This is a genomic window from Flavobacterium noncentrifugens, assembly GCF_900100375.1.
GTDB classification, from domain to species: Bacteria; Bacteroidota; Bacteroidia; order Flavobacteriales; family Flavobacteriaceae; genus Flavobacterium; species Flavobacterium noncentrifugens.
The window spans coordinates 538,778-564,261 of sequence record NZ_FNEZ01000003.1 but is presented as its reverse complement, the minus strand read 5'-3'; the positions used below and the strand labels follow the sequence as shown (position 1 = coordinate 564,261).

Below are 25,484 nucleotides of genomic sequence, written 5' to 3'. Positions count from 1 at the left end.
TCTTTCTTTATTAAAAAATTTCTTTATCCCAGTGTGTTGATAATATTAGTTTGTATTTGGCTTTTTTAAAAGCAAAACTGCAAACAAGTTGCCCAAAGCAACTAACGACTTAAGGTGGTTATTGCGGCGGGGCTCACCTCTTCCCATCCCGAACAGAGAAGTTAAGCCCGCCTGCGCAGATGGTACTGCAATTTGTGGGAGAGTATGTCGTCGCCTTTCTTTAGAGAAGCCTGTCTGAAAAGACAGGCTTTTTGTTTTTATTGGAACCACGTGTTCGCCCTTCGATTCGTCCCATTTAGCTTCGCTCAATTCGGGCTAAAACCATCAGGTCTTTTGAAAACCCTGTTCTAACGAACGGGGGTTTTTGTTTTTATATATTCCCTGTCTTTTTGATACGGATATTTTTGCTTTTCAGTTGATGGCGCACGGATTGGAAATCCAAGCGATCGGGGAAGCGACAGACTTCAGTGGAACAAATAGTAATCAGTTTAAAAACGCTCAAAACAACCAAATAACAGGCCTAGAAAAGTACTTGGATACAAAACTTTCAAATGAGACGATGAAATTAAAATTGGAAAACATTAAATATCAAACTTTTAGGTTAAATTAGTAACTTAAAAATTGACCTTTGTTGCATTAAGATATTGAATCTAGCAATTATAAAAATCAAATAATTGTTGCCATGTTTTATCCTATATGCACTTTTTGTAAAATCATTTAGCAACTTGGTTATATGCTGTAAACCAACTAACAAAGCTGTTGACTTTTTAAAGATTTGGGGTGAAAAGGTTTAAAAGAATTAAGCGATATGAAACATTCGAAAGTTACCAAATATTTTATAATTACTGAAAATAAATATTTTGGATGTAAAGTTATTGGCAATAAAAAACAGCATAAAACACTATTGTATTTATTTAGAACTGAAAGCAAAAGCTAGCTCTAGTAAGCATTATTGAAAATAAATAGTAGCACATTCAACCGAACGGATAACTGCCTATAAACGAATAGCGCTTGTTTTGAGTTAGTGGACGGGCAAGAACGACTGTCATAAATCGTGATCAAACCTCAAAAATATACGATGTAAATATGATATTAACTCTGATTATCATTGCTGCTATAATGATTAGTATTCTAATGTTTTACCGACAATTGGTAGAAAATAAAAAATATAACGACACGACTTACCTAACTAATTTACAACAAATTTCTTCGTTTTTCGACGAGATACAAAAATTTGACGACTATGTTACTTGGGTTCAACGCGATCAAATAAAAGCACGGTTTTCTACTGTTGGACAATACTTTAAACACAAATCTAATTTTTATAAAAAAGAAGAAATTGTAAAAAATTTTAATGACATCTTTCAACACTTTGACAACTACATTATAAACTACAACAAAAACTACGTTCTATCTCAAAAAGAAAAACTAAATCACTATTTTGACGACATTGAAGGTAAAAAACTTGACGACCAACAACGAACCGCATTAATAACGGACGAATATTCAAACTTAATTATTGCTGGTGCGGGTTCGGGGAAAACCTTAACCATTCTTGGCAAATTAAAATACCTAATTGAAAAAAAAAATATAAAACCAGAATCCATTTTACTTTTATCATTTACTAAAAAAACTGTCGATGAATTAAATGAAATGCTAAAAAATATCGGACTTGGCGCACGAGCAACCACTTTCCATAAACTTGGATACGATACCATAAAAAAATACAATTCAAACGTTCCTGCCGTTGCAAATGCAAACACATTAAGCAACGTTGTCAAAGCATATTTAGAGAAAGAAATCTTTAACGATGCAGAAGCGTTAGAAGCGTACATCGTGTATGTTGCGTGTTATATGAATATTCCGGAAGAATATGGAAGTTATGATTCGCTTGGCGAGAAATTAGATACTGAGAAAGGTATCGATTTTCAGACTTTAAAATCTAAATGCGAGCCTGAACCGTTAAACAAAGTAGCAAAAGCATCATTAGACACCATACAAGGCGAAAAAGTAAAAAGTGTTGAAGAACTTATTATCGCCAATTTTTTGTATTTGAATGGCATTGCATACTTATATGAAAAACCATATCCTTTCGGCAATACAATGTATCGCCCCGATTTTTACCTAAAAGATTACGACATTTATTTAGAACATTTTGGCGTTGACGAAAACAATCGTGCAAAATGGCTTACGTCATTTAAGGAGAAGGAATATGTCGAGGAAATGGAGTTAAAAAGAAAAGTGCACAAAATGCACAATACCAGACTTTTAGAAACATATTCCTATTACAATCGCAATAACGTTTTGCTTGACAAGCTAAAAGAAATGTTGCAAAACGAAAACGTAATTTTCCAGCCGAGAGATGCAAAAAGTATCTACACAAAAGTTACGGACAATGATAAAAATTTTGGAAAAGAAATTACAAAACTGATTGAAGCATTTATCAACCTCAGCAAATCAAGACAATTAAACTACGATTCAATAACATCCTTATTTTCAGATAAAAATAAAGCCTATAACGGGTTTATGCTTGAAAGGCAAGAAATTTTTTTTAAAGTTCGCGCTTCAAATTCTGAAAAAATACGACCATACCCTTAAAGATCTAAGCGAAATAGATTTTAACGACATGATAAATCAGGCAACTGACCTCATAAAAGAAAACAAACCGCAATACACTTATCAGCATATTATCATTGACGAATATCAGGACATTTCATATTCACGATTTAATTTAATCAAAGAAATTCGGGAGTTATCAGGCGCAAGACTGATTTGCGTTGGAGACGATTGGCAGTCCATTTATCGTTTCGCTGGCAGCGACATTTCGTTGTTTAGCAACTTTGAAAAATATGTTGGTACATACGAGCAATTGTTTATTGAACAAACGTATCGCAATTCCCAATCACTTATTGATATTACTTCTAATTACATTCAGAAAAACAAAAAACAAATCCAAAAGAATCCAAAATCTAAAAAAAAACATTTGGAAAACCCAATTAATTTTGTTTATTATTCACAGGACAATGCCGAAGAGGCGCTCATAAATGAAATTCAAGGGCTAATAGACAAAAATGGGAACAAGCCTATTTTAGTTTTAGGCCGTCATAGTTTTGACATAAATGAATTTATCAAGCTCACGCCAAACAGCAAAATAAAGTATCACGAGCGTAGTGACAAATTAGAAATAAAAGGCTTTGAAGACGTTGACATCAAATACATAACTGTACACAAATCAAAAGGTTTAGAAGCAGACAATGTAATTGTGTTAAACCTAAAAAATCATTTACTTGGATTTCCCAACAAAATGACTGATGATCCGATGTTGTCGCTACTACTCAGCGATGATGAAAAATATCGTTTTGCAGAAGAACGAAGATTATTCTATGTGGCACTAACAAGAACGAAAAACGAGGTTGTGCTACTTATTCCGAATAATGCTTCTTTATTTGCAGAAGAATTGATAACAGACAACGCCTTTTTGTTTACAGTAACCGATGAAAAACCAAGCAAAACGAATTGCCCGTATTGTAAAACAGGGCAACTTCTAATTAGGCATAATTCATTTAATAACAATCAATTTTTAGGTTGTTCACATTATCCAGGTTGTAATCAAACATTTAATAATATAGAAATCTTAGAGAAAACAATACTTTGCTCAAGCTGCAGAAGCGGTTTCATGACAAAAAGAAGTGGAAGGTTTGGTAATTTTTTAGGTTGTACAAATTATCCTAAATGTACAAACACGATAAAGTTGCAATGACAATGCCTGAACCGTTAACCGCCAGCGAATTGTGCTTGCTTTGCATTGTCGGAAGTTGTTTTTTCACGATGATGGATATTGGGATGGGTTTGATGAATAACTGAAATGCTGAATTTTATAGTAGCCGCGTGAGGGATGGAAGCAAGGTGCCGCGCACCGCGTACAGCCCGACAGCGTTGCCGTTATGTGTTTTGGGTTTGATGAATCGTTATGCAACGGTGGCACGCCATTAAAAAAAAATATAATACTTTATTTTTAAAATCAGACTTTTGCTGTGGGCGTTAAATATAAAATGGGAAATCAGTTAAAAAACTATTTATGATTTTAACATTTATTGTTGTAAAAGTTGTAAGTTGGCCGGAATTATTGCAAACAAAACCACTCAAACAAACCCTTAAATATGTTCATGAAAATTACGCTACTATTTTTTATCGCAGGGATTTCTTCTGCCTTTTCACAAAGCCTGACTTTTACAAGCAAAGCCGATATGGCAACTGCCCGTAGCGGATCATCGGCAGCGACAAACGGAATTTATGAGTTTATAGCAAACGGTTTTTCTGCGACCAATGCCAATACGGCGCAGATCGAAAAATACCAATTTGATACCGACACCTGGTCGGCTTTTGAAACCAGCGTTCCAACAGTTCCCAAGCGTTATGGCAATGCCGAAATCGCAAACGGAAAATTGTATCTTTTTAATGGGAAAACGGGAAGCGGGAACAATAACCAGCTTGAAATCATTGATACAGCCACCGGGAATGTCACTTATGGCGCGGCAAACCCTTTTCCGGTTTCGGGAGCAGGTTCGGCAGTTTATGGAACGGATATTTACTTTTTTGGCGGAAATGTGGCAGATGACCATGCGCTTTATTCAAATGCCTTATATAAATACAATACCGTTTCGAATGAATGGACACCGCTTGCAGCTATGAGCAGGTCAATTGAAACCACAGGAAAAGCAGTAGGCAATAGATTGTATGTCTTTGGTGGGTACAGCGAATCGGATGCGTATACTGAAAATTTCCAAACCGTTGAAACCACAGGAAATCTGGTACTTGCAGATTGGATCAATGTCGTTGAAGTGGGTACGAAATTCTTTCAGGGAAAATATTTTGGTACGAATAAATACGCCCAGATTTCTGCCTTTGACAGCAATGCCATTAATCAGGAATCTTTAAATATTTCATGGCTGATTTCACCTCCATATTCAAAAACGGCAACGACTGAAACCACCAATACTTTCCTGAGTTTCAATACCAAAGACGGATACAACAATGGTGCAACTTTACAGGCATATATCATTACAAACTGGACGGGAAATATTGAGACTTCAACAAAATTCCTGCTTCCGGCACGGATTGCCAGTGGAACAACAAGCGGTTATGCGGTAAATTTTACAAGTTCGGATGCGATCTCATTGGAAGATTATCCGGATAATTTCAGGATCGCCTATAAATATATTGGCGGTTATGCACCGGAAGCAACGACCACCTATCAGATTGATAATGTGCGCATTTACTCGTCTTTTACGTCACCTTACATCAGCCGTTATGACATTGCTGCGAATTCTTGGTCTGAGATGGATACGCAATTGCCGCAGCCTGTTTCTGCAAATGCTGTTGCTACGAGCGGAACGAAGGTTTTTGTTTCGGGAGATTATTATGAGCAGTCATTTTTAGGCGCTTTTGATACGGCCAACAGTTCGTTTACGACCATGACTGCTTTGGATTATCTCGAAAGAAGGCACCATGCTGCAGCTGTCCACAACAACAGTTTGTATGTTTTCGGGGGAAATAAAACGGAATTTTCATCGACGGTTATCAACAGCACCCAGGCAGCTGGTTTAGGAGTTTTAATTTCTGACGAATTCAACGCGGCCGGGGCATTGACAGCATATCCGAATCCGGTAAATGACATTTTGCATTTTAATGGCGACATTCAAAACGTATCGGTTTATACTGTGGATGGAAAAAAACTACAGGTAAAACAATTGAATTCGGGCATAGAGATGTCTGAACTGAATCCCGGAATCTATATGGTAACCGGCCAAACCAATACAGGGAAAACAGTTGCAATTAAAGTCGTGAAAAAATAAGCGGCTCATTGGCATTGATTTAATCTGAATCCACAATAAAATGTACCTTTTTAAAAAGACCAAGTTTTCATCTTTCGAAGAAGCACTCTTAAAACCTGAAAATTGCAGGGAATTGCAGCTGATGAATCTTAATGAAAACCTAATTGGAAAAGGAGGGATTTTCCTGAAATTTGTCAATCTGGAAAAACTGGATATTCAGGCCGATTCTAAAATTTACAACTTACTCGAATTTGTATTGCCTGAAGAAATCGGACAGCTAAAAAAATAAAGATATTATCGTTGCTGAATGTTCCGCTGCAGGTGTTTCCAGAATGGATCACTGATGTGAAAACATTAAAATGCCTGATGATTCGCGGATCTGATATTGATGTTATTCCGGAGTCTGTTATCAAACTCGATAAACTAAAAACCTTTCGGATCGAAGACTGCCCGTTTGATAAAGTGCCGGATTGGTTTTATAAGATGCATCATTTAAAATATTTAGGTTTTAGAGATACAAAAATCAAATGCTTAAATCCGGGATTGTTTCCTAAAAACCTGAAACAGCTCCATCTTGACGGCACGCGGTTTTATGAAACTGCCGATTTCGAAGATCTAAAAACCGCATTAAAAGGCACGAAGGTATATTAACGATTGCGTATCAAATAACTGCACTATGGGCAAAAAAGAGCTTGACAAAAAAACAGCCGTAAAAATAATCACAGGAGGCAGAGACCAAGGCAAAACCGATCAGGAAATATATGCCGGATTGTCGGAAAGTTATTTAGATAAAAAAGCGATTGCACTCCTGATTACGGGAACTCCGAAACCTGAAGATAAAAAACGCTACAAAATACTGAATACTATTTTGGTCGTGGTGCTCTCTTTAGGGTTTTTGGCGAATCTGATTGCAATGATCGGGCTGATTTCCAGGATGCATAAATCTGCCGGTATTTTAGTATTGCTGTTTCCGCTTTTGTCGCTGTTCTTTATTTATGAAATTATAAAATACAATGCTGCAATTTATAGGTTTTGCGGAGGGTTCGCGTTGATTGGGGCTTTTCAGACATTGACACAATCTAAGGAACTGGATGCTGTGCTTTTGACCGGCATGTTTTTTTCACTGCTTGTCGCCATGTTGGCATTTTACATAGATGCAAAAATGTTCCCGGATTATAAGCCCAGGAATTTAAAGCAAAATGGCAATGGTGATTATAATTTTTGAATGAATCCAAAACCTATTCAATATCCTTAATAAACGCGTCATATTCAAGGTAAAACATTTCAAGTGCGTGCATTTTCTCGTTGAAGAAATCGAAAATTTCATCCCAGTATTTTCTATTGCTGACACTCACGTCTAATTTTTCGACCCAGATGCGGCTGATGGTCTTGCCGTTTTCAAGGTAAAACTCTTTTTCGAAAACCAGGTCTTTTACAAATTCCTCCTCCAGAATTCCTTTTAGTGCTTCAATTTTTTCAAAGTATTGAAGCCTTTTTTCGTCATTTCGGTGTTCAATGTCAATCAAAACCTGCGCTTTGCGGTTGTCGACGAAAAATTTGAATGAGAAATCCTTGATTTTAGTATCGTATAAAATCCATTTTCGCGAATATTTTTCGGCAAATGAGACCCAGAATTCCCTCTTTAATCGTTGTGTTTCTTCGCGGCTGTACATGAAATTGGTGAAATTTGTATGTGGCAAATTTGGATTATCTTTATCGGATAAAACCCAAATCGCTTATGGATTTTGACAAATTTCGGGAATATATCCCAAAAATACTAACACAATCCTTGCCAGGGGAAACTTCGCATTTTAAAATGGCGCCGCCCGAACGCATGGAAATCGTCAAGAACCTCAAAATCGACACGTTGCAATTGCGAAAAGCTGCAGTGATGATGTTGGTTTACCCTAAAAACAACCAAAGCCATTTGGTTTTAATTGTCCGAAATTCCTACAAAGGCGTGCATTCTTCACAAATCGCATTTCCCGGAGGCAAGGTCGAACCCGATGATTTTTCCTTCGAATATACTGCACTTCGCGAAACTGAAGAAGAGATCGGAGTCGATAAAGAAAGCATCGAAATCATCAAGCCGTTTTCACGCGTGTACATTCCGCCAAGCAATTTCCTCGTCTATCCATTTTTAGGCTATTCTGAAACCGAATTGTATTTTACGCCAAGCGAACGCGAAGTGGCTGCAATCATCGAATTGCCGCTTGATGTTTTTCTGGATGAAGCTACAATTGTTGTGCAATCTATGCCAACATCGTATTCCGAATCTATTGAAGTTCCTACATTTAAAATCGGTGATCATTACGTTTGGGGCGCAACCGCGATGATGCTCAGCGAACTCAAAGATGTTTTAAAAAGCGTATTTTAAAGTTAAGTTTTTGTATGTTTGCGATTAAATTTTCGACTTTAAAATTATGGGATTATTCAAAAGAAATCCTTTTGGACATATATTATTCATCAAAAAATGGCTGATCCGTATTTTTGGTGCCGTCACGCACCGACGCTATCACGGGTTTAACCAATTGCAGATCGATGGTTCGGAAATCATCCGCGCTTTACCCGATAAAAATGTTCTTTTCATTTCAAACCACCAGACTTATTTTGCCGATGTCGTGGCGATGTTTCATGTATTTAATGCCAGTTTAAGCGGGCGCGAAGACAACATCAAAAACATCGGTTATTTGTGGCAGCCGAAACTCAATATCTATTATGTTGCCGCTAAGGAAACGATGCAGGAAGGTTTGCTTCCGCGAATTTTATCATATGTCGGCGCGATTACAGTAGAAAGAACCTGGCGCGCCAAAGGCCAGGACGTGCAGCGCGAAGTGAATCCAAACGATACTGAAAATATCAAAATCGCACTCGAAGACGGTTGGGTAATTACATTCCCGCAAGGTACGACCAAATCGTTTAAACCCGTCAGAAAAGGAACCGCGCACATCATCAAGCAACACAAACCAATCGTTGTTCCCATCGTTATCGACGGCTTCCGGCGCTCTTTCGATAAAAAAGGGCTGCGCCTCAAAAAGAAAGGGATTTTACAATCGTTCATCATCAAAGAACCACTCGAAATCGACTACGAAAACGACACGATTGAGCAAATTGTAGAGAAAGTAGAATATGCGATCGAACAACATCCATCATTTTTAAAAGTCATCCCGGCAGAAGAACGCGAAGAACAGGAAAAGCTGAACACGCTTCGGAAGTGGGAATATTAAGATTCTCAAAGAAATGTGTAATAAAAAAACGTCCGATAATTTCGGACGTTTTTTTATTACACAACGTTCATAAAATCGGCAAACTACAAATCGATCTTCTTCAACTCCTTATAATTCACAAATAATTTTTTCAGTAAAATACCATACAACAATCGGTAAAACAACCAGAAAATTCCAATGATCAGGGCAATAAATACCAGCGAAATTCCGCTGCACATCAATATGAAAATTTCTTTGTGGCCTTTTGCAGTTGCGTCTTCCATGAGCGATTGCATCTGAGCGTTGTGGTAAAACAGCATCAATATCGAAAGAATAATATTGACTGTTACAATTCCAAGGTTGTACCAGATATAATACTGAACGGTTTTCCGGGTTTTTAGAATATTTCCCATCAATTGCCGCGTCGAATCGGTCGTTGAAATCGTCCTGTAATTCTTATAAAAAAAGAAAATGAACAACACCAAAACCGCATAATTTATCGCATTCACCCAAAACATACAATCCTCAATCCCGTAACGGTGCAATTTCACCTGGTATTTTTCATCATTCAATATCAAAGTCAGCAAGATCCAGAAACTAAACTCAATAATGCTGATCGCCAACAGCCATTTTACAATAGACGACGACGTTTTATGCCGCATCTTGTAAATCTCATGCTCCGTAACCTGCTCAAAAGAATTTCTTTTGTTCCAGTCTTTTTTCAATAAATCCAACTCTTCCATAATCGCCTAAGGATTTAGTATTTTTTTCAGTTTTGTCTTGATTCTGTTCATTTTCACCCGCGCATTCACCTCGCTAATCCCTAAAGTTTCCGAAATTTCCTGGTAATCCTTATCTTCCAAGTACATAAAAACCAATGCTTTTTCAATGTCATTAAGCTGATAAACCGCATCATACATCAGTTTAATCTGCTCTTCTTCCTCATAATTGTATTCTTCCTGCTTGATAAAATGATTGGTCGTGTCAAACGACGAAGTCTGCACTGATCGCGTGCTTTTCCGATACAACGTAATCGCTGTATTCAACGCCACGCGGTATGCCCATGTAGAAAATTTGCTGTCGCCCCGAAACTTCGGAAAAGCCTTCCAAAGCTGAATCGTAATCTCCTGAAACAAATCCTTATGCGCGTCCTCCCCAGAAGTATACAGCCTACAAATCTTGTGGATGATATTCTGGTTTTCCTTGAGTTGCTTCACAAATAATTGCTCTAATTCAGGATCCATACATGCGTTAGTGTTCGCCGGGCGAAATTTGTTACAAAGTACCTTTTATTTTTAAGAAGCACAAAGATCTGGTTACCAATTCGTGTTTCGTCCCGCTTTCCGCTGCAATCTTTTTACTCCGCTGCGCTCCGAAAAAAAAGGATTTCCGCTGCAATCGGGGCTAAATTACAAGAGTCGTTTTCATAGGTGCTGTAGTAAGTCGAAAGTCAAACGGGCGTGCGGAGAAGATAACCACTTTGTTTCCTGATCTTCAGTTCGGCAATTATGCGTCATTCGACTTTCGATGCCAAAATTTTATCCGCAATCCAATTCTTTCCACTTTCGACTTTCAACTTATATCCGTAACTTACATCCACAATCCAATCGTTCGGCATTCGACGTTTTGACATTATACATCAATGAACATCCCAAAAACCAATTTACCCAGAATTATCATTATCGGCGGCGGCTTTGCCGGAATCGCGCTCGCACAAAAGCTCAAAAATCAGCCGGTTCAGGTGGTCCTGATTGACAAACACAATTACCACACATTCCAGCCTTTACTATACCAGGTCGCGACCGGCGGACTCGAAGCAGGCTCGATCGCTTATCCTATTAGAAAAGTGGTCCAGGAATATAAAAACTTCTATTTCCGCCTCGGAAGTGTCAACCATATTGATAAATTGCACAATACCGTTATCGCAGACATCGGGGAATTGTCCTACGACTATCTTGTCATGGCCACAGGTTCCAAAACAAATTTCTTCGGAAACACCGAAATCGAACGCAACTCCATGTCGATGAAAACCATTCCGCAATCGCTAAACATCCGCAGTTTGATTCTCGAAAATTTTGAACAGGCACTTTTGCTTAACGACGAATCCGAAAGAAATTCACTCATCAACTTTTGCCTTGTAGGCGGCGGCCCAACCGGAGTCGAACTCGCCGGAGCGCTCGCAGAAATGAAAAACGCGATCCTTCAAAAAGATTATCCAGATCTCGACGTTTCTAAAATGCAGATCAATTTAATTCAGAGCGGCGACCGGATCCTAAATACGATGAGCGAAAAATCATCTGCCGCAGCCGAAAAATACCTGAATCACCTGGGTGTCAAAGTCAACAAAAACATTCGCGTCACCGGTTACGACGGACGAATCATCACCACAAATTCGGCACAAACATTCGACACGGCAACTGTGATCTGGACTGCCGGAGTCATGGGAAATGCCATCGAAGGTTTGGCGGCTTCATCATTAATGCAAAATGTAGAACGCTTTAGAGTCAACGAATTCAACCAGGTTTTGGGCTACGACAATATTTTTGCGATAGGCGACATTGCGCTTATGGAAACCAAAGAATATCCGCTCGGCCATCCGATGCTTGCGCAACCGGCGATGCAGCAGGGAAAATTACTTGGAGAAAATATCATCCGCAAGATCAGAAACGAAAAAATGAAGCCGTTTGATTACAACGACAAAGGTTCGATGGCCACGATCGGGCGCAACAAAGCCGTAGTCGATTTGCCACATTACCATTTTCACGGCGTTTTTGCGTGGTTTGTCTGGATGTTCGTACACCTGATTTCCCTGATCGGATTCAAAAACAAAATGGTCGTTTTCCTGAATTGGGCCTACAATTACGTACGCTTTGACCGCGAAGGAAGACTCATCATCCGGCCTTATAAAAAGAAAAGCTTTACGAGTTTTACGACTGATGAGATTTGATATTTAAAAAAAAAGGGTTGATTTTTACTACAGAAAATCAACCCTTTTTTTATTTTTAAAAATGTCTTATTCTACTAAATCATAAGAAACGAGCCTGTCTTCCCAACTGTAGTTTCCAGTTACAACATGACCAACGCCCTTAACCAATCCAATTCCTTTTTGGAAATTGTATTCTACAGTTTTTGTTACAGTGCCTGTTGGGCTTCCAGCAGGAGTAATGTCTCCTTTATAAGGCAAAACCGTATAGTTTTTACCTTCTACTATCAGGTTGATTTCAGGAGTAACATGGTAATAAATGGTGAAAAAATCCTTCGTAATCGTACTTTGATAAGCGATATCTGTTCCGGGATGAAACGTTGCGCCCATTTCTTCAGTTACGTCTTGCGAAATTTCTTCTATATTGAGAACAATGAGGTGTCCCAGATTATTTACCCGCCAATATTCATATTCTGCTTCTTGCGGAATGCTTCTGTGCGTGTGATGGACTTTTGAAAATGTCAGGCCGTTCACAACAATTTCGCCAACGATTTCTACATTATCAGTAATTCCTGAAAATGTAAAAACAGTAGGCTCGCTTTCACTATTTTGATATTTTTTGTAAACCCACTTGTTTCCGGTCTTCAAATTAAAAAAAGGGGTTGCTGCTTCCTGAATCTGTACTTCGTCATCGTTGTCATTGCATGAAGTAACGCTTGTTGAAAATGCAAATAGTATTGCAATTCCAAAAATTTTTGGTTTCATAATTACAGTTTAATTGGTTTCTGAAATAACGAAAGCTTTGTAAAAGTATTGTTAAAATTCTTAAACTTTTTCTGTTTTATAGTAATTCACCATTAAGTCTACAAATTTGCTATAACTGTCCAGCCCGTCTTTTTGCTGATTTAATTTGAGGAAATTGTCATAGAAGATCTTGAATCCCGTTTCAATGAAAGTTTCATATTGCTCCCAGAATTTTTGGGAATCGTCGTAGTTTTTTAAAATTCCGGGATGAATTGTCGGCAGCAATTGTTCCAATACTTTTTCATCGCGGATCTTCCAGTTTCTCAGGCAATATTTTAGTGCGAATGAATAGCCGGAATATTGGTAATACAAATCGTCATTTCTAATTGAAGCCAAATAGCCAATGAAATTTGCTTCGCTTTCCGACGCATAACCGAGTTGGTGTGCCATTTCATGCGCGGCCGTTGTTGGGAAATTTGGCATTGGCAACATATCGTTTACCTGCGCTTCATTTGTAAACGGATTTAAATATCCGGCAAATCCCATATAAGTCAGCGGCAAGCTGATCAATGATTTTTTGATGCTGCTATTTTCATATTTGAAAAAAGAATATTGCTTTGACAAATTAGAATACCCTTTTATATTGTCCGCAAAAACCTGCTGCTGTGCATAAGGAAAAACAACTTTCAGGCTGTCGTTCTTTACAATTCTGCTGTGGATTTCGTTGGTTTTGACAATTAGTTTTTTAGTGAAATCCAATAGATCGGCATCTGAATATTCTTTCTGGATATGAAGTTTTTCGAACAATGGCACGCGATGGTAATTCGTTGCCCAAAGCAAATGAAACAAAAAATAAAATACCGATAAAAAACTCAAAATTTCCATCGAAACGGTTTTCCAGTTTTGGTTTTTATCCAATTTTCTGTTTTTGAACTTCCTGAAAATCCATCTGATAATAAAAAATCCAACAATAAAATAAATCAAATCGCCTACAGAAAACGGAATCCAGCCAAACAATATCCTTGAAAAATTAGAAATATAAACATAGAAACGATTGCTGTAAATGCGCTCAATCCATTCCGGGAAAAACGAAATAATTTTTAAAATGATAATTTGAACCAGCAATAAAACAGGAAGGATATTCTTTTTATTTAGCATTTGAAGATTTTGAAAGTATAAAGATAAGAACAAACAGCTTGCTTCACTATAATTTAAGCCATTAAGAAATTAAGGTTTATTAAGGCCAAGCTTAATTTTCTTAATGCCTTAATGGTTAAGAAAATTCTTCTAAATATTTAATATTGTAGCGGATGTTCATTATTTTTTTCAAAATCTAACCGGCTATTTAGAATAAATAAGAATTAAAAACTAAATTTGCATGTTACTTTTTCACTATGGGCAAATCAAAAAAACCAGAAAAAATCATTTACCTCTGCGACGGAAAAAAATGCTGCAAATACAACAGCGAAGTCAAGGAATGTTTCAAAGATCTGGTAGAAGAAGCCGGACTAAAACATCAAGTCGCTATCCAGAAAATGGACTGCCAGGGCATGTGCAAGCAAGCGCCGGTAATCTGCATCCACAAAAAAGAATGCGTCGGGAACATTTCTAAAAAAGACGCAAAAAAACTCTTCGAAAAACACATCGCATAATTTCCGATCATGCAACAATTGACCGTTTAAACTTTGTAACTTTGTTCCGCTGAAAACTTAAGAACTCAGCTACTCAGTAACTTTTAAACTTATCAAATGAGCCAGGAAATAAGAAACCTTGAACCAAAAGCACTCTGGAATAAATTTGCGGATCTGAATGCCGTACCACGTCCGTCAAAAAAAGAAGAACGCGTGATCGAATTCATGAAAAACTTCGGCGAAAGCCTCGGACTCGAAACTTTTGAAGACGACATTCGAAATGTGATCATCAGAAAACCAGCCACAAAAGGAATGGAAAACCGCAAGCCAATCGTCATGCAGGGCCATCTCGATATGGTGCACCAAAAAAACAACGACACCGATTTTGATTTTGACAAACAAGGCATCGATATGTATGTCGACGGTGATTGGGTTCGTGCAAAAGGAACGACGCTTGGCGCGGATAACGGCCTTGGAGTCGCGATGATCATGGCGGTTTTGGAATCGACCAACATTGCACATCCGGCGATTGAAGCACTTTTTACAATTGATGAAGAAACCGGAATGACGGGCGCTTTAAACTTAAAAGGAGGCATTTTACAAGGTGAGATTTTACTGAATTTAGATACCGAAGAAGACGACGAAATTGACATTGGTTGTGCCGGTGGAATCGACGTCACCGCCACCAGAAGTTACCACGAAGAAGAAACGCCCGAAGGTTCTGTGGGTTATCAAATCACAGTAAAAGGCTTAAACGGTGGGCATTCCGGAATGGACATTCATAAAGGTTTGGGCAACGCCAATAAGATCATGAACCGTTTGTTATTCGATGCATTCGAGAATTTCGGATTGCAGATCGTAGAGATAAACGGTGGAAGTTTGCGAAATGCGATTCCGCGAGAAAGTGTCGCCAATGTGATCATTGCCGAAATGTATGACGAAGCCTATGTTTTTGACATGCAGGAAATCATCGGCGACATCAAAACCGAATTCCAAACGACCGAACCCAATCTGACCATTGAAATAACCAAAATCGATCTGCCAAAGAAAGTGATGGATTTGGGCGTTCAGGAAGGTTTGATCCGCGGAATTTATGCGGCGCACAACGGCGTGTATAGAATGAGCGCTGATATGGCGGATCTGGTCGAAACGTCTAATAATATTGCGCGTGTCATTGTAAAAGACGGCGAATTGTCAATTGGCTGTTTGACGCGTTCTTCAGTTGAAACTTCAAAATATGACTTGGCGAATGCCTTGCGTTCGGCGTTTGAATTGTTTGGATGTGAAGTCAATTTGTCTGGAAGTTATCCTGGCTGGACGCCAAACGTGAATTCGGAAATCCTAACAATTCTCGAAAAAATATACGAAAAGCAAAACAACGAAAAACCAAAAGTTGTTGCCTGCCACGCCGGATTAGAATGCGGAATCCTCGGAACGAATTATCCCGATATGGATATGATTTCTTTCGGCCCGACGATTCACGGCGCACATTCACCTGACGAACGTGCAAGCATCAAATCGTCACAAAAATTCTGGAAATTCGTATTGGAGATTTTAGAGAATATTCCGGAAAAAAAATAAATACAACCTTGCTTATAAAAATAAAAACCCTCAATGTTGAGGGTTTTCTTTTGTCTAAATTTTTCGTCCAGAACCGTCTTTTTTTAAAAGTTCACTTTCATTTTTCTCAATATCTGTAATGGCATAAGTCTGTACTTCAGAAATTGCCATTTCATCGAGAATGTCAACAAGGTTTCCGTAGCTTGAATTTTTATCAGGTTTGATCAATACGATTAAACCGCGTTCCGGTTTTCCTTTTGCAGTCGAGTAGGCGAGCACTTCTTTTTTTCTGGCGGTGAGTTCCCGCCGCAGATCACGTGTGCCCAAAACAATTTCTTTTGAATTTCCAGATTGCTTCCCCATAAAGCATTTGGTTTTGTTGTGGTTGCCAACGAGAATGGTAAGGGTGCGGTTTTCATCAACTGGTGACGGCGTGCCTTTTGAATCGGGCATCGAAAGTTCCATCGCATGTGATTTGCTCAGCGTGGTGGTGAGCATGAAAAAAGTGATGAGCAAAAAAGCAAGATCGACCATTGCAGTTAAATCTACTTTTGAATTGGATTTGCGGCTCCGGATTTTTTTTAAATCGCCGCTTGGTGCATCGTTGTTTAATTCGGCCATAATAAATTGGTTTTTGGTTGGTTTTTAAGAATGCAGCGGAAAACAATTTTCACAAAAGCTTCTTAAAATTCAAACGCCGATTGCCTTTCTGATATTGTGCAATTTGTTAAAAACCAAAATGTTGCCGGTTTGGATTTAGCCCGGATGGGAGCGGCATCCTTTTGTGTAGCGAAGCGGAATAAAAGATATAGCGGACAGCCGGATTAGCTTCAAATAAAAAAACACACTATAAAAGCGCGTTTTCAAAATATTTCAGAAAGTAATTTAATCCACTTTTTTCATCGGATACGTTTCAGAATACGGTTTTCCCTGAACCATTCCCGAAATTTTGGTAACCAAACTGTCTGCTGTAATTTTTGTATAAACGATCTTTTGCGGATAATCATGCTTCGGGTTTTCAAAAACCAATTCATTTGCATTGACGCTCGTCATTTTAAAAGGCACCGGCTTGTTTCCATTTTCGCCTTTCACTGTCGGGCTGTAAATGATTGAATTGTCCGATTGCAACAGGCTGATTTTTTCATTGTGCAGCGTGTCTTTTCCGTGAACAAAATAACAAACGGCGTGAAAAACGCTGTCATTCACGCGCTCCCAGCTTTCTGTTAGTACACCATCTTTGGATTTATTCTGCCATTCTCCGGCCAGCCATTTGGCTTTGTCGATTTCCAGCGGTCCTTTCTCATCTTCTTTTTTACAAGAGGTGAAAATTACAGAAGAAAGTATAACAACTGCAAAAATAATTTTTTTCATTGGAGTGAATTTTATACGTTTTAACGTTCGCAAAATTAACAAAAATACTGTAAACGAGACGTTACCGACTGTAAACAATTTTTTGTAAATTTGCAGGCCTAAAAAGGAGTAAAAAATGTTAGACAGACTTCAGATCGTAAAACAGCGTTTCGACGAGATTTCGGATTTGATCATCCAGCCGGATGTGATCGCCGACCAGAAACGCTATGTACAGTTGAATAAAGAATATAAAGATTTGAAAGCGCTTGCCGAAAAGCGTGACGAATATGTGACGATAATGGGCAACATCGAGGAAGCCAACGAGATCATTTCTGATGGCAGCGATGCCGAAATGGTCGAAATGGCAAAAATGCAGCTCGAGGAAGCCAAGCAAAGATTGCCGGAATTGGAAGATGAGATCAAATTCATGCTGATCCCAAAAGATGCCGAAGACGCTAAAAACGTCATGGTCGAGATCCGCGCCGGAACCGGTGGCGACGAAGCCAGTATTTTCGCAGGAGATTTGTTCCGAATGTACACCAAATATTGCGAAACAAAAGGCTGGAGAACTTCAGTGGTCGATATGAACGAAGGCACTTCGGGCGGATTCAAAGAGGTAATTTTTGAAGTAACCGGCGAAGATGTTTACGGCACTTTGAAATTCGAAGCTGGCGTGCACCGCGTACAACGGGTGCCACAAACAGAAACACAAGGCCGCGTACACACTTCTGCCGCAACCGTAATGGTGCTGCCGGAAGCTGAGGAATTTGACGTACAAATCGATATGAACGATGTTCGTGTTGACTTTTTCTGTTCATCGGGGCCAGGCGGACAATCGGTAAATACAACAAAGTCGGCGGTGCGTTTGACGCACATTCCAACCGGTTTGGTCGCGCAATGCCAGGACGAAAAATCGCAGCATAAAAATAAAGATAAGGCTTTTACCGTTTTGCGTTCGCGTTTGTACGAGCAGGAATTGGCTAAAAAAGACGCTGAAGACGCCGTTAAACGTTCGTCTCAAGTGAGTTCTGGCGACCGTTCTGCAAAAATCCGGACTTACAATTATGCACAAGGCCGCGTCACCGATCACCGCATTGGTTTAACGCTTTACGACCTTGGAAACATTATGAACGGCGACATCCATAAAATAGTTGATGAGCTGCAATTGGTCAGCAATACAGAAAAATTGAAAGAAGCCAGCGAGGTTTTTTAATCAAAAGTCGAATGACGAACGAAGAATAAAATCAAGATGCCAGCTTTTAGTTGGCATTTTTTTATTTAAGAATTGTTTTAATGTACTTTAATGCCTTAAGGGTTCAATAACTTAATTTTTTTTAGGAGCTGTATCCCGCTTTATACTGGAATCTTTTCGCTCCATTTCATTACGCAAGAAGGATTTCCGCTGCAAATGCACAGCATTCACTGAACTCCGATTAAAATAAAAGTCAGTGAAGTAATCGGGGCTAGGGCATTTATCAAAAATTAGAATTTTATCTAATAATTGGCAAAGAATGATTTGTGAAAATTCGTGTTATTCGTGGCTTTAACTTTTAAACTTATTAACTTTGCCACAACAACTCAGCAAATCCATGACCACACAACAACTCACGCAACAAATCCACAAAAAAAAATCATTCCTCTGCATCGGCCTCGATGTCGATTTAAATAAAATTCCAAAACATTTACTCGAAACCGAAGACCCGATCTTCGAATTCAACAAAGCCATTATCGATGCGACACACGATCTTGTGGTTTCCTACAAACCCAACACCGCTTTTTACGAAGCGTACGGAATCAAAGGCTGGCAGTCTTTAGAAAAAACCATCAATTACATCAACGAGAAACATCCTGAAATTTTCACGATTGCAGATGCCAAACGCGGTGACATCGGAAACACGTCATCGATGTATGCGAAAGCTTTTTTCGAAGATCTGAATTTCGATTCGGTTACCGTTGCGCCTTACATGGGGAAAGATTCGGTTGAACCGTTTTTAGCTTTTGAAAACAAGCATACGATCATGCTCGCGCTAACATCAAATGAAGGCGCTTTCGACTTTCAGACTTTGAATATTGATGGAAAAGAATTGTACAAAACGGTTATCGAAACATCCAAAAACTGGAAAAATTCCGAAAACCTGATGTATGTCGTTGGCGCAACGAAAGCAGAGTATTTCACCGAAATCCGGAAAATAATTCCAAACAGTTTCCTGCTTGTTCCCGGCGTTGGCGCACAGGGCGGAAGTTTATCTGAAGTCTGTAAATACGGCCTGTCTGAAAACATCGGTTTGCTGATCAATTCTTCGCGCGGTATTATTTACGCTTCAGCGGAAGAGAATTTCGCAGAAAAAGCAAGAGAAGAAGCACTTAAAATCCAACAGGAAATGCAAGTTATTTTAGAAAATTAATTGGGAAGCTTCTGTGCCAATGTTAAATATGGCAGCAAATTGTGGTGCACAAACAGCGTTTCATCGTTATCAGGAAATGCCGCAAAATACGCTTCATCGGGTTTTAAAATGATCATATTTCCGGTTCGAACGTAATAATTTGAATCGTAATATTCCGGATTTTTAAATCCCGGCAGTTTCTTCACAATCATTTTTGAAACAATCTTCCCGAGAAAAAACTGGTAGCGTTTTACCGCTTTCCGATTGTATTTCGTCAATTGTGAATGCATGAAACCCATAAATTCACGTTGCGGAAAAGGCATTTTTTTAAACTTTTTCTTCGCATCTTTAAACGGATTTGTGGTGTTGAAATCATTTACCTGCTGAATCGAAACCGGAACTTCCGGAACCCAATCTGACGCGTTTACCACACTATATGACCAGCCAATCTGCGTAGACGCTTCATAATCATAAGCGAAATATAAATTTCCCGGTTTTGGCGCCGCACTGCAATAGGTTTTAAATTGGATGTCTTTCGGCAACACGCCCGTTTGCTGGTAATATTTTAATTGTGCCGTTACAAAATAACTGATCGCCGCGCCCTGGCTGTGCCCGAAAACAATAAAATCCCGAACGCCTTTTTCATATTGCTGCTGTACTTTTGGCAAGATGTCACGCATTAAAAAACAAGTAGAAAGTGTCCAGCCCACGTGCACTGCCGCTTTTGGATCGTCGGCAAAATGATAATCAAAGGCTGTGCTGTCATTCAATTGCAATTTGCCCTGTGCAGGAATCATGGCTGCGTAAAAATTGGCAAACCAACTCATTTGGTCTTTAGTCGTTCCGCGGATGCAAATCACCGAATGTCCGGGCGCTTCATACAATTCCCATTGGTTTAGCAAACCCATTTCTTCAGATCGGTATTTGGTTTTATAGATTTTACTTTCGGGAATTCCTTTGTAAAAAACGCTGTCGCCCCAGCGTGAGAAAGCCTCGAGCAATTCGATATATTCCTGTTTGTCAAATCCGGGTTTTAGTTTTTGGGAAAATGTTGGCGTGGCCAAGAGAAAAATGAGCAGCAATGTAACTTTTTTTAGCATAAGAATTCCAGTTTCGAAATTAAAGATAAGTCAATTTCGTACTTTCGCCTTACAGAATTTTAACAAATTAATTACATTTAATGCATACGAATTTTACAGATCAGCTTGGAAATGGATTTGATATTCAATCAGTTCCGAAACGTGTGGTTTCATTAGTACCGTCGCAGACTGAATTGTTGTGTGACCTCGGGCTTGAAGAACATATTATCGGAATCACTAAATTCTGCGTGCATCCGTACCATCTGAAATCAGTCAAAAAAATCATTGGCGGCACGAAAAAAGTCCATTATGAAAAGATAAAATTGCTGCAACCCGATTTGATCATTGCAAATAAAGAAGAAAATACACTCGAAATCGTTGAAGAATTGCGAAAAATATGCCCGGTTTGGGTAACGAATGTCATTACTTTTGAAGACAACATCCAGATGATTTCCGACTTTGGAAAAATATTTAAGCACAGAACAGAAGCGCAGAAATGGATCGATAAAATCAATTTTGCCTACACCGATTTTAAAACATTTGTTGCTGAAAAACCGACTCAAAAAGCTACCTACTTCATCTGGAAAAACCCTTATATGGTCGCCGGTTCCGACAATTTCATCAACGAAATGCTAAAGCTGAACCATTTCAAAAACATTTACGACGACAAAGGCCGTTATCCTGAAATCGAACTTAAAAAAATGCGGATCGAAGGCGATCCCGATCTGGTTTTCCTTTCCTCAGAACCTTTTCCTTTCAAAGAGGAAGATGCATTTGAGATTGGAAGGTTTACCCATCATGCCAAAACGGTCTTCGTCGATGGCGAAATGTTTTCATGGTATGGGAGCCGCATCTTAAAAGCATTTGCCTATTTTAAAAAACTGCACGAAAGGATCGGATAAAAAAAATGCTGCAGGATTTGCAGCATTTTTCTTTTAAGGGGTAAAAACTATTGTCTTTGAAACACATATTTTCTGGTTACCGTCGTTCCATTTGCAGTTTCGCTGACTTCGAAATAGAATTTGTTGGCAGCATCGGTGAAATGAATTGTTTTTGATTCGGTCGTATTGTTAGCATTGAAGCTGTACACGCCATTTGCGTTCAGCCAATATCCGATCACCGTTTGGCTAAGTGCACAAACGCCGCCGGTATTTCCGCCGTCATCGTCTGTACCTTCATCCGTTCCTTCGTCAGAACCTTCATCAGAACCGTTGTCGTCGCTTTCGTCGTCACCTTCATCATCACTATCATCAGAAGCGCTGTCATCGTCATCGTCGTCACCGCCTTTTTGGTTTAGCGTATTGTCTAATGTTTTGCCCGACATGCCATAAATTTCGTGTGTAAACTGGTCAGAGCCAAAAATATAATTTTCCTGAAGGCTGCAGTCGTTCAAAGTAACCAATTGGTCATTTCTGTATTCTTCAACCAGTTTCCAGGTTCCGATGATCGAATCCGGAGTCGCATTATTCGCAACAATAGTATCGTCACTTTTATTACAGCTGAAAATGGCAACGATCATGGCGAACATAGCCACGAAGACCATTGCTTTATTTTTACCGTTTGAAAAATTGAAAGGGTACATTTTGTTCATAGTATATAATTAAGGTTATTGTACAAATTTGATTCCGATGGTAAAAATATCGGCTTTAAGGTTGTCGCTTCGTTCGTATCGGTTGTATCGGAAGTCGATGTTTTTGAGTCCGAATTTTAAGATTTTCGCTCTCGTAAGAATGTCCGAATAACTCAGCCCGAATCCGTATTGATGGCTGTCAAACGAAGCCAGGTCATAATCAGAAGTATAAAATCTTTCGAAAGAATAATGCTTTTCATAGCCTGCATAATAGCGGACTGCTTGCTGGGTGTAAAAACGGTACATCGGGAAAATCGTAAACCGGTCTGAGATTTTATACGGAATTTCGATGTTGGCCGTATGCGCTTCCAATCCCCAATCGTCGGCATAATAGCGGTAATAAGTTCGAATGACAAAGCGCTCGTTGATGTAATAATTCAGCCTTGCGCCAAACGGAATTTTAAAACGCGTGTCCGGAAGTTTTTCCGTATCGTCGGCCAATTGGAACAAACCGACATTTTCTGGCGTGGTATAAATCGGAATGTAACGCGGCTTTCCAATATAATAATTCGCTTTATCGGCAAAATAAATCCTGTGGTAAGGCGTCGAAAGCAAACCTTCCTGGTACAACACATCCATGAAAATGGAGAATTGCAGTTTTTTAGTCAGGATCTGCGACAAGCCCAGTGAAACAGCATACGAATTCCGTTTTTTGTTTTCAAATTCATGAAACGCTTTTGGAAGGTAATTTTTTGTCGTCGCACCATATTGATCAACGATCGTCACGCCATTAAAATAACTGTTGTTCTGGAAATTGAGTCCGTAAAGCGAATACTCATGCAGTTCTGTCGGATAAATCGGCATCCATTTGTCAAGGTAAGCGCTGGCTTTTATGTTGAGTTCGGTATTTTTATTATTGAACAAACGCGCATATCCAAGTCCGACACCAAATGATTGGTAATCGTATTCTTTCGATGCACTTAAACTGGCGCTCCAAATCTGGTTGCGGTCGTCTGAACTGTGGCTGTAATTTAAACTTACGGCTGTGAGCACATCTTTTCTGGAAGCTCCTGTCGATTCTATCCACGGTGTTCCGTAAGGGCCGGCAGCATTTTCGGCAATGGCTTTATCGCTGTCTTTTGAATTGCTTTCGCCCCACAATTTTTTAGATGCGCCTGTCGTATTGCCGCCATTGTTGATTCCCGTAATCGTTCCGTCACTGACAAACGGGTTAATGTTGCTTGATGAAGCCGAAGTATAAGCTGAAAATCCGGCATCAATAGTCAAAACGCCATCATCGCCCATCGGTACAGAAAGAATGATGTTTGAAGTTAGGTCGGTTAATTTTTCCGTTCCGATACCGCCGCCAACAGCAGAATGGCTTCCGTCCTGTTTGTAATAACTTCCCAGGAATTCGATTTCGGCACTTTCGAGTACACGTTTTTTGTACACAACGGTGCTGTCCTGCTGGGCATTGGCAAATGATGCAAATAAAAATGCCATAAGAATGGTAATTTTCCTCATGTTAATTGCAGCCACAGCCTCCGCCTGTTTTTCCTCCATTCGCACCCGATGCACCTTCGCGGTATACCTGGAAATTGGTTTCATATCTTTCAGTTGAATGCGCAGAAAGCTTCATGCCGGGATCATTGATCGCCTGCTTTTGGTATTCCTTAACGGAATTGCATCCTTCCAAAAAGATCAGAATAAATAAACAAAGACAGGTTCTCATTTTTTGAATCTTTTAATATCTGTATTTTTCGAATAGAATTTTTTTCCGGCATCGTCAACAATGACGGCGTTCACGAACGGAAGCTGGTTTACAAGATCCAGTCCGGCATCTTTGCCGAGAACAACAATCGCTGTTGAAAGTCCGTTTGCCATTTCCGCGCTTTCTGCAAATATTGTCACGCTTGCAATTCCCGAAGCCGGCCAGCCCGTTCTCGGATCGATAATATGTGCGTACCGTTTGTTGTTCAATACCACAAACTTTTCATAATTGCCCGAAGTTACGACCGCAGTTCCCGAAATCGGAAACACCGCAAAAACCTTGTCCTTGTTTAACGGATTTGTAATCCCGATCGTCCAGTCTTTGCCATCGGGTTGTTTCCCCCACGTATTCATGTCGCCAGAAGCATTGATTATCCCGGCAATCACGCCTTTAGACATTAAAAGCGCTTTGGTTTTATCAGCGGCATAACCTTTTCCGATTGATCCAAATCCGATTTTCATTCCGGGGAGTTTCAGGAAAATGGTGGAATTCTGGACATCGATAATAATATTCTTGTATCCGATTTTTTTTACAGATTCCCGAATGGCTTCTTCAGTTGGAAGTGTAGTCATGCTGCCGTCGAATTTCCAGATCTTATCTGCGGCAGCAAAACTGATGTCAAAAGCGCCGTCAGTAAGTTCTGAAAAATGTATGGCTCTTTGGGTGAGTTCGAGCAATTCAAGATCGACTTTTACAGGAGCGATTCCAGCATTGCGATTAATTTGAGAGACTTGTGTTTCCGGAATCCAGTCGGAAATTAAGTTTTCGATGCGTGTAATTTCAATCACAGCCGTGTCGATATGTGCTTCAGCAGTCGGTTTGTCTTTGGCAACGACCGTCAGGTCAAACCGCGATCCCATGAGTTTTACAACCCTTTTTTGGATGATTTGTGATTGCGCCGAAAAAGCAGCGAGGAAGCAAAGTAAGAAAAATACTTGTTTCATATTTTGGTTTCCATGGCATGCAAAAAGCTTAGATACGCTTCCGGCTGTATGTTTTTGTAGCCTGTTTTCCCAAGGACTTTTCCGAATTTATCGAGCAATACAACAAGCGGAAAATTGCCATCGTTGTTGTATGATGCTGCTAAACCGTCATTTTGTTTTTGAAGGGCGTCTGAAAGTCGGTGTGTTTTTTTCTTAGGAAAATCGGCTTTGACCAGAATCCAGCTTTTTTGTGCATCGGTTTTAAAGGCTTCAGAATTCCAGATGGTTTGTTCGAGTTTGATGCACGGCGCACACCAATCGGAACCTGAAAAAACCAAAAGAATGTTTTTGTTTTCGTTTGCTGCATCTTTTTTCGCCTGGTCAAAATCGGTTGTCCAGGTTTGTCCATAACTGCATGCGGTCAATAAAAGTAGGATAAGAATCTTCATAATTATACTTATTTATACTAAATATAAATAATGTGCAATAGTAGTAATTAATTCTTATGT

27 protein-coding genes and 1 rRNA gene are annotated in these 25,484 nt (G+C 39.3%); 15 read left to right on the top strand and 13 right to left on the bottom strand.

Annotation, left to right across the window (positions count from 1 at the left end):
- The first annotated feature begins 110 nt into the window (after nt 1-110).
- The 7 genes from rrf to BLS32_RS12080 all read left to right on the top strand — a co-directional run bounded on the left by rrf (nt 111) and on the right by BLS32_RS12080 (nt 7,059).
- A 5S ribosomal RNA gene (rrf, locus tag BLS32_RS12115) occupies nt 111-219 on the top strand.
- An 867-nt stretch (nt 220-1,086) separates the two neighbouring features.
- Nucleotides 1,087-2,598: a UvrD-helicase domain-containing protein gene (locus BLS32_RS18760; protein WP_091396037.1), complete on the top strand. Its 1,512-nt coding sequence runs from the start codon at nt 1,087-1,089 to the stop codon at nt 2,596-2,598.
- Complete coding sequence (locus BLS32_RS18755; protein WP_091396033.1) at nt 2,531-3,760, top strand: UvrD-helicase domain-containing protein; 1,230 nt, start codon at nt 2,531-2,533, stop codon at nt 3,758-3,760. The genes BLS32_RS18760 and BLS32_RS18755 overlap by 68 nt, the downstream gene beginning before the upstream one ends.
- Nucleotides 3,761-4,166: 406 nt before the next feature.
- The gene (locus BLS32_RS12095; protein WP_170227565.1) at nt 4,167-5,855 is read left to right on the top strand and encodes a Kelch repeat-containing protein; all 1,689 of its coding nucleotides are present in this window, start codon (nt 4,167-4,169) and stop codon (nt 5,853-5,855) included.
- Between the two features lie 40 nt (nt 5,856-5,895).
- On the top strand, nt 5,896-6,123 hold the full coding sequence (locus BLS32_RS12090) for a hypothetical protein (protein ID WP_091396027.1): 228 nt from the start codon (nt 5,896-5,898) through the stop codon (nt 6,121-6,123).
- 11 nt (nt 6,124-6,134) lie between these two features.
- Nucleotides 6,135-6,485 carry a leucine-rich repeat domain-containing protein gene (locus BLS32_RS12085; RefSeq protein ID WP_091396024.1) on the top strand — a complete coding sequence of 117 codons (351 nt, stop codon included), beginning with the start codon at nt 6,135-6,137 and terminating at the stop codon, nt 6,483-6,485.
- A gap of 25 nt (nt 6,486-6,510) precedes the next feature.
- A complete protein-coding gene (locus BLS32_RS12080; RefSeq protein WP_091396021.1) occupies nt 6,511-7,059 on the top strand; it encodes a hypothetical protein in 549 nt (182 codons plus the stop codon).
- Nucleotides 7,060-7,072: 13 nt separating this feature from the next.
- Here BLS32_RS12080 and BLS32_RS12075 read toward each other — a convergent pair whose 3' ends face one another.
- A complete protein-coding gene (locus tag BLS32_RS12075; protein WP_091396018.1) occupies nt 7,073-7,507 on the bottom strand; it encodes a DUF4268 domain-containing protein in 435 nt (144 codons plus the stop codon).
- A 65-nt stretch (nt 7,508-7,572) separates the two neighbouring features.
- Between BLS32_RS12075 and BLS32_RS12070 the strand changes: the two genes are divergently transcribed.
- Together BLS32_RS12070 and BLS32_RS12065 are read left to right on the top strand one after the other, a co-directional pair.
- Nucleotides 7,573-8,211 (top strand): NUDIX hydrolase, encoded by a 639-nt coding sequence (locus BLS32_RS12070; protein ID WP_091396015.1) that lies wholly within the window; start codon nt 7,573-7,575, stop codon nt 8,209-8,211.
- A gap of 46 nt (nt 8,212-8,257) precedes the next feature.
- Entirely contained in the window at nt 8,258-9,061 is an 804-nt protein-coding gene (locus BLS32_RS12065; protein WP_091396012.1) for a lysophospholipid acyltransferase family protein, read from the top strand.
- 83 nt (nt 9,062-9,144) lie between these two features.
- On the opposite strand, the gene BLS32_RS12060 is transcribed toward BLS32_RS12065, so the two are convergent.
- Together BLS32_RS12060 and BLS32_RS12055 are read right to left on the bottom strand one after the other, a co-directional pair.
- Nucleotides 9,145-9,783 carry a hypothetical protein gene (locus BLS32_RS12060; RefSeq protein ID WP_091396008.1) on the bottom strand — a complete coding sequence of 213 codons (639 nt, stop codon included), beginning with the start codon at nt 9,781-9,783 and terminating at the stop codon, nt 9,145-9,147.
- 6 nt (nt 9,784-9,789) lie between these two features.
- Complete coding sequence (locus tag BLS32_RS12055; RefSeq protein ID WP_091396005.1) at nt 9,790-10,284, bottom strand: RNA polymerase sigma factor; 495 nt, start codon at nt 10,282-10,284, stop codon at nt 9,790-9,792.
- Between the two features lie 398 nt (nt 10,285-10,682).
- Between BLS32_RS12055 and BLS32_RS12050 the strand changes: the two genes are divergently transcribed.
- Nucleotides 10,683-11,987 carry an NAD(P)/FAD-dependent oxidoreductase gene (locus BLS32_RS12050; RefSeq protein ID WP_091396003.1) on the top strand — a complete coding sequence of 435 codons (1,305 nt, stop codon included), beginning with the start codon at nt 10,683-10,685 and terminating at the stop codon, nt 11,985-11,987.
- A 66-nt stretch (nt 11,988-12,053) separates the two neighbouring features.
- On the opposite strand, the gene BLS32_RS12045 is transcribed toward BLS32_RS12050, so the two are convergent.
- Both BLS32_RS12045 and BLS32_RS12040 read right to left on the bottom strand, forming a co-directional pair.
- A complete protein-coding gene (locus BLS32_RS12045) occupies nt 12,054-12,728 on the bottom strand; it encodes a hypothetical protein (protein WP_091396000.1) in 675 nt (224 codons plus the stop codon).
- A gap of 60 nt (nt 12,729-12,788) precedes the next feature.
- Nucleotides 12,789-13,865: a DUF3810 domain-containing protein gene (locus BLS32_RS12040; RefSeq protein WP_091395997.1), complete on the bottom strand. Its 1,077-nt coding sequence runs from the start codon at nt 13,863-13,865 to the stop codon at nt 12,789-12,791.
- Nucleotides 13,866-14,101: 236 nt separating this feature from the next.
- Here BLS32_RS12040 and BLS32_RS12035 point away from each other — a divergent pair, with 236 nt between their 5' ends.
- On the top strand, nt 14,102-14,359 hold the full coding sequence (locus tag BLS32_RS12035; RefSeq protein WP_091395996.1) for a (2Fe-2S) ferredoxin domain-containing protein: 258 nt from the start codon (nt 14,102-14,104) through the stop codon (nt 14,357-14,359).
- A gap of 96 nt (nt 14,360-14,455) precedes the next feature.
- Nucleotides 14,456-15,919: an aminoacyl-histidine dipeptidase gene (locus BLS32_RS12030; RefSeq protein ID WP_091395993.1), complete on the top strand. Its 1,464-nt coding sequence runs from the start codon at nt 14,456-14,458 to the stop codon at nt 15,917-15,919.
- A 54-nt stretch (nt 15,920-15,973) separates the two neighbouring features.
- On the opposite strand, the gene BLS32_RS12025 is transcribed toward BLS32_RS12030, so the two are convergent.
- A complete protein-coding gene (locus BLS32_RS12025) occupies nt 15,974-16,519 on the bottom strand; it encodes an ExbD/TolR family protein (RefSeq protein ID WP_091395991.1) in 546 nt (181 codons plus the stop codon).
- 264 nt (nt 16,520-16,783) lie between these two features.
- A complete protein-coding gene (locus tag BLS32_RS12020) occupies nt 16,784-17,269 on the bottom strand; it encodes a DUF6265 family protein (protein WP_091395989.1) in 486 nt (161 codons plus the stop codon).
- A gap of 115 nt (nt 17,270-17,384) precedes the next feature.
- On the opposite strand from BLS32_RS12020, the gene prfA reads away from it, so the two are divergent.
- Both prfA and pyrF read left to right on the top strand, forming a co-directional pair.
- Nucleotides 17,385-18,461 (top strand): peptide chain release factor 1, encoded by a 1,077-nt coding sequence (gene prfA / locus BLS32_RS12015; protein ID WP_091395986.1) that lies wholly within the window; start codon nt 17,385-17,387, stop codon nt 18,459-18,461.
- Nucleotides 18,462-18,837: 376 nt separating this feature from the next.
- Nucleotides 18,838-19,653 carry an orotidine-5'-phosphate decarboxylase gene (gene pyrF, locus BLS32_RS12010; protein WP_091395984.1) on the top strand — a complete coding sequence of 272 codons (816 nt, stop codon included), beginning with the start codon at nt 18,838-18,840 and terminating at the stop codon, nt 19,651-19,653.
- Here the strand turns inward: pyrF and BLS32_RS12005 are convergent.
- Complete coding sequence (locus tag BLS32_RS12005) at nt 19,650-20,732, bottom strand: lipase family protein (protein ID WP_091395982.1); 1,083 nt, start codon at nt 20,730-20,732, stop codon at nt 19,650-19,652. The two genes, pyrF and BLS32_RS12005, sit on opposite strands and share 4 nt — an antisense overlap.
- Nucleotides 20,733-20,812: 80 nt before the next feature.
- Between BLS32_RS12005 and BLS32_RS12000 the strand changes: the two genes are divergently transcribed.
- The gene (locus BLS32_RS12000; protein ID WP_091395980.1) at nt 20,813-21,613 is read left to right on the top strand and encodes an ABC transporter substrate-binding protein; all 801 of its coding nucleotides are present in this window, start codon (nt 20,813-20,815) and stop codon (nt 21,611-21,613) included.
- Nucleotides 21,614-21,660: 47 nt separating this feature from the next.
- On the opposite strand, the gene BLS32_RS18515 is transcribed toward BLS32_RS12000, so the two are convergent.
- The 5 genes from BLS32_RS18515 to BLS32_RS11975 are packed head-to-tail and all read right to left on the bottom strand — an operon-like array spanning nt 21,661 to nt 25,424.
- Nucleotides 21,661-22,302, bottom strand: a complete 642-nt coding sequence (locus BLS32_RS18515) for a hypothetical protein (protein WP_170227564.1) — start codon at nt 22,300-22,302, stop codon at nt 21,661-21,663.
- Nucleotides 22,303-22,317: 15 nt separating this feature from the next.
- Nucleotides 22,318-23,784, bottom strand: coding sequence for a DUF3570 domain-containing protein (locus tag BLS32_RS11990; protein ID WP_245699426.1), 1,467 nt, complete (start codon nt 23,782-23,784; stop codon nt 22,318-22,320).
- 22 nt (nt 23,785-23,806) lie between these two features.
- Nucleotides 23,807-24,013 carry a DUF4266 domain-containing protein gene (locus tag BLS32_RS11985; RefSeq protein WP_091395975.1) on the bottom strand — a complete coding sequence of 69 codons (207 nt, stop codon included), beginning with the start codon at nt 24,011-24,013 and terminating at the stop codon, nt 23,807-23,809.
- Complete coding sequence (locus tag BLS32_RS11980) at nt 24,010-24,996, bottom strand: FAD:protein FMN transferase (RefSeq protein ID WP_091395972.1); 987 nt, start codon at nt 24,994-24,996, stop codon at nt 24,010-24,012. Before BLS32_RS11980 ends, BLS32_RS11985 begins: the two co-directional genes overlap by 4 nt.
- Nucleotides 24,993-25,424, bottom strand: a complete 432-nt coding sequence (locus tag BLS32_RS11975; protein WP_091395969.1) for a thioredoxin family protein — start codon at nt 25,422-25,424, stop codon at nt 24,993-24,995. Before BLS32_RS11975 ends, BLS32_RS11980 begins: the two co-directional genes overlap by 4 nt.
- Nucleotides 25,425-25,484: the final 60 nt, after the last annotated feature.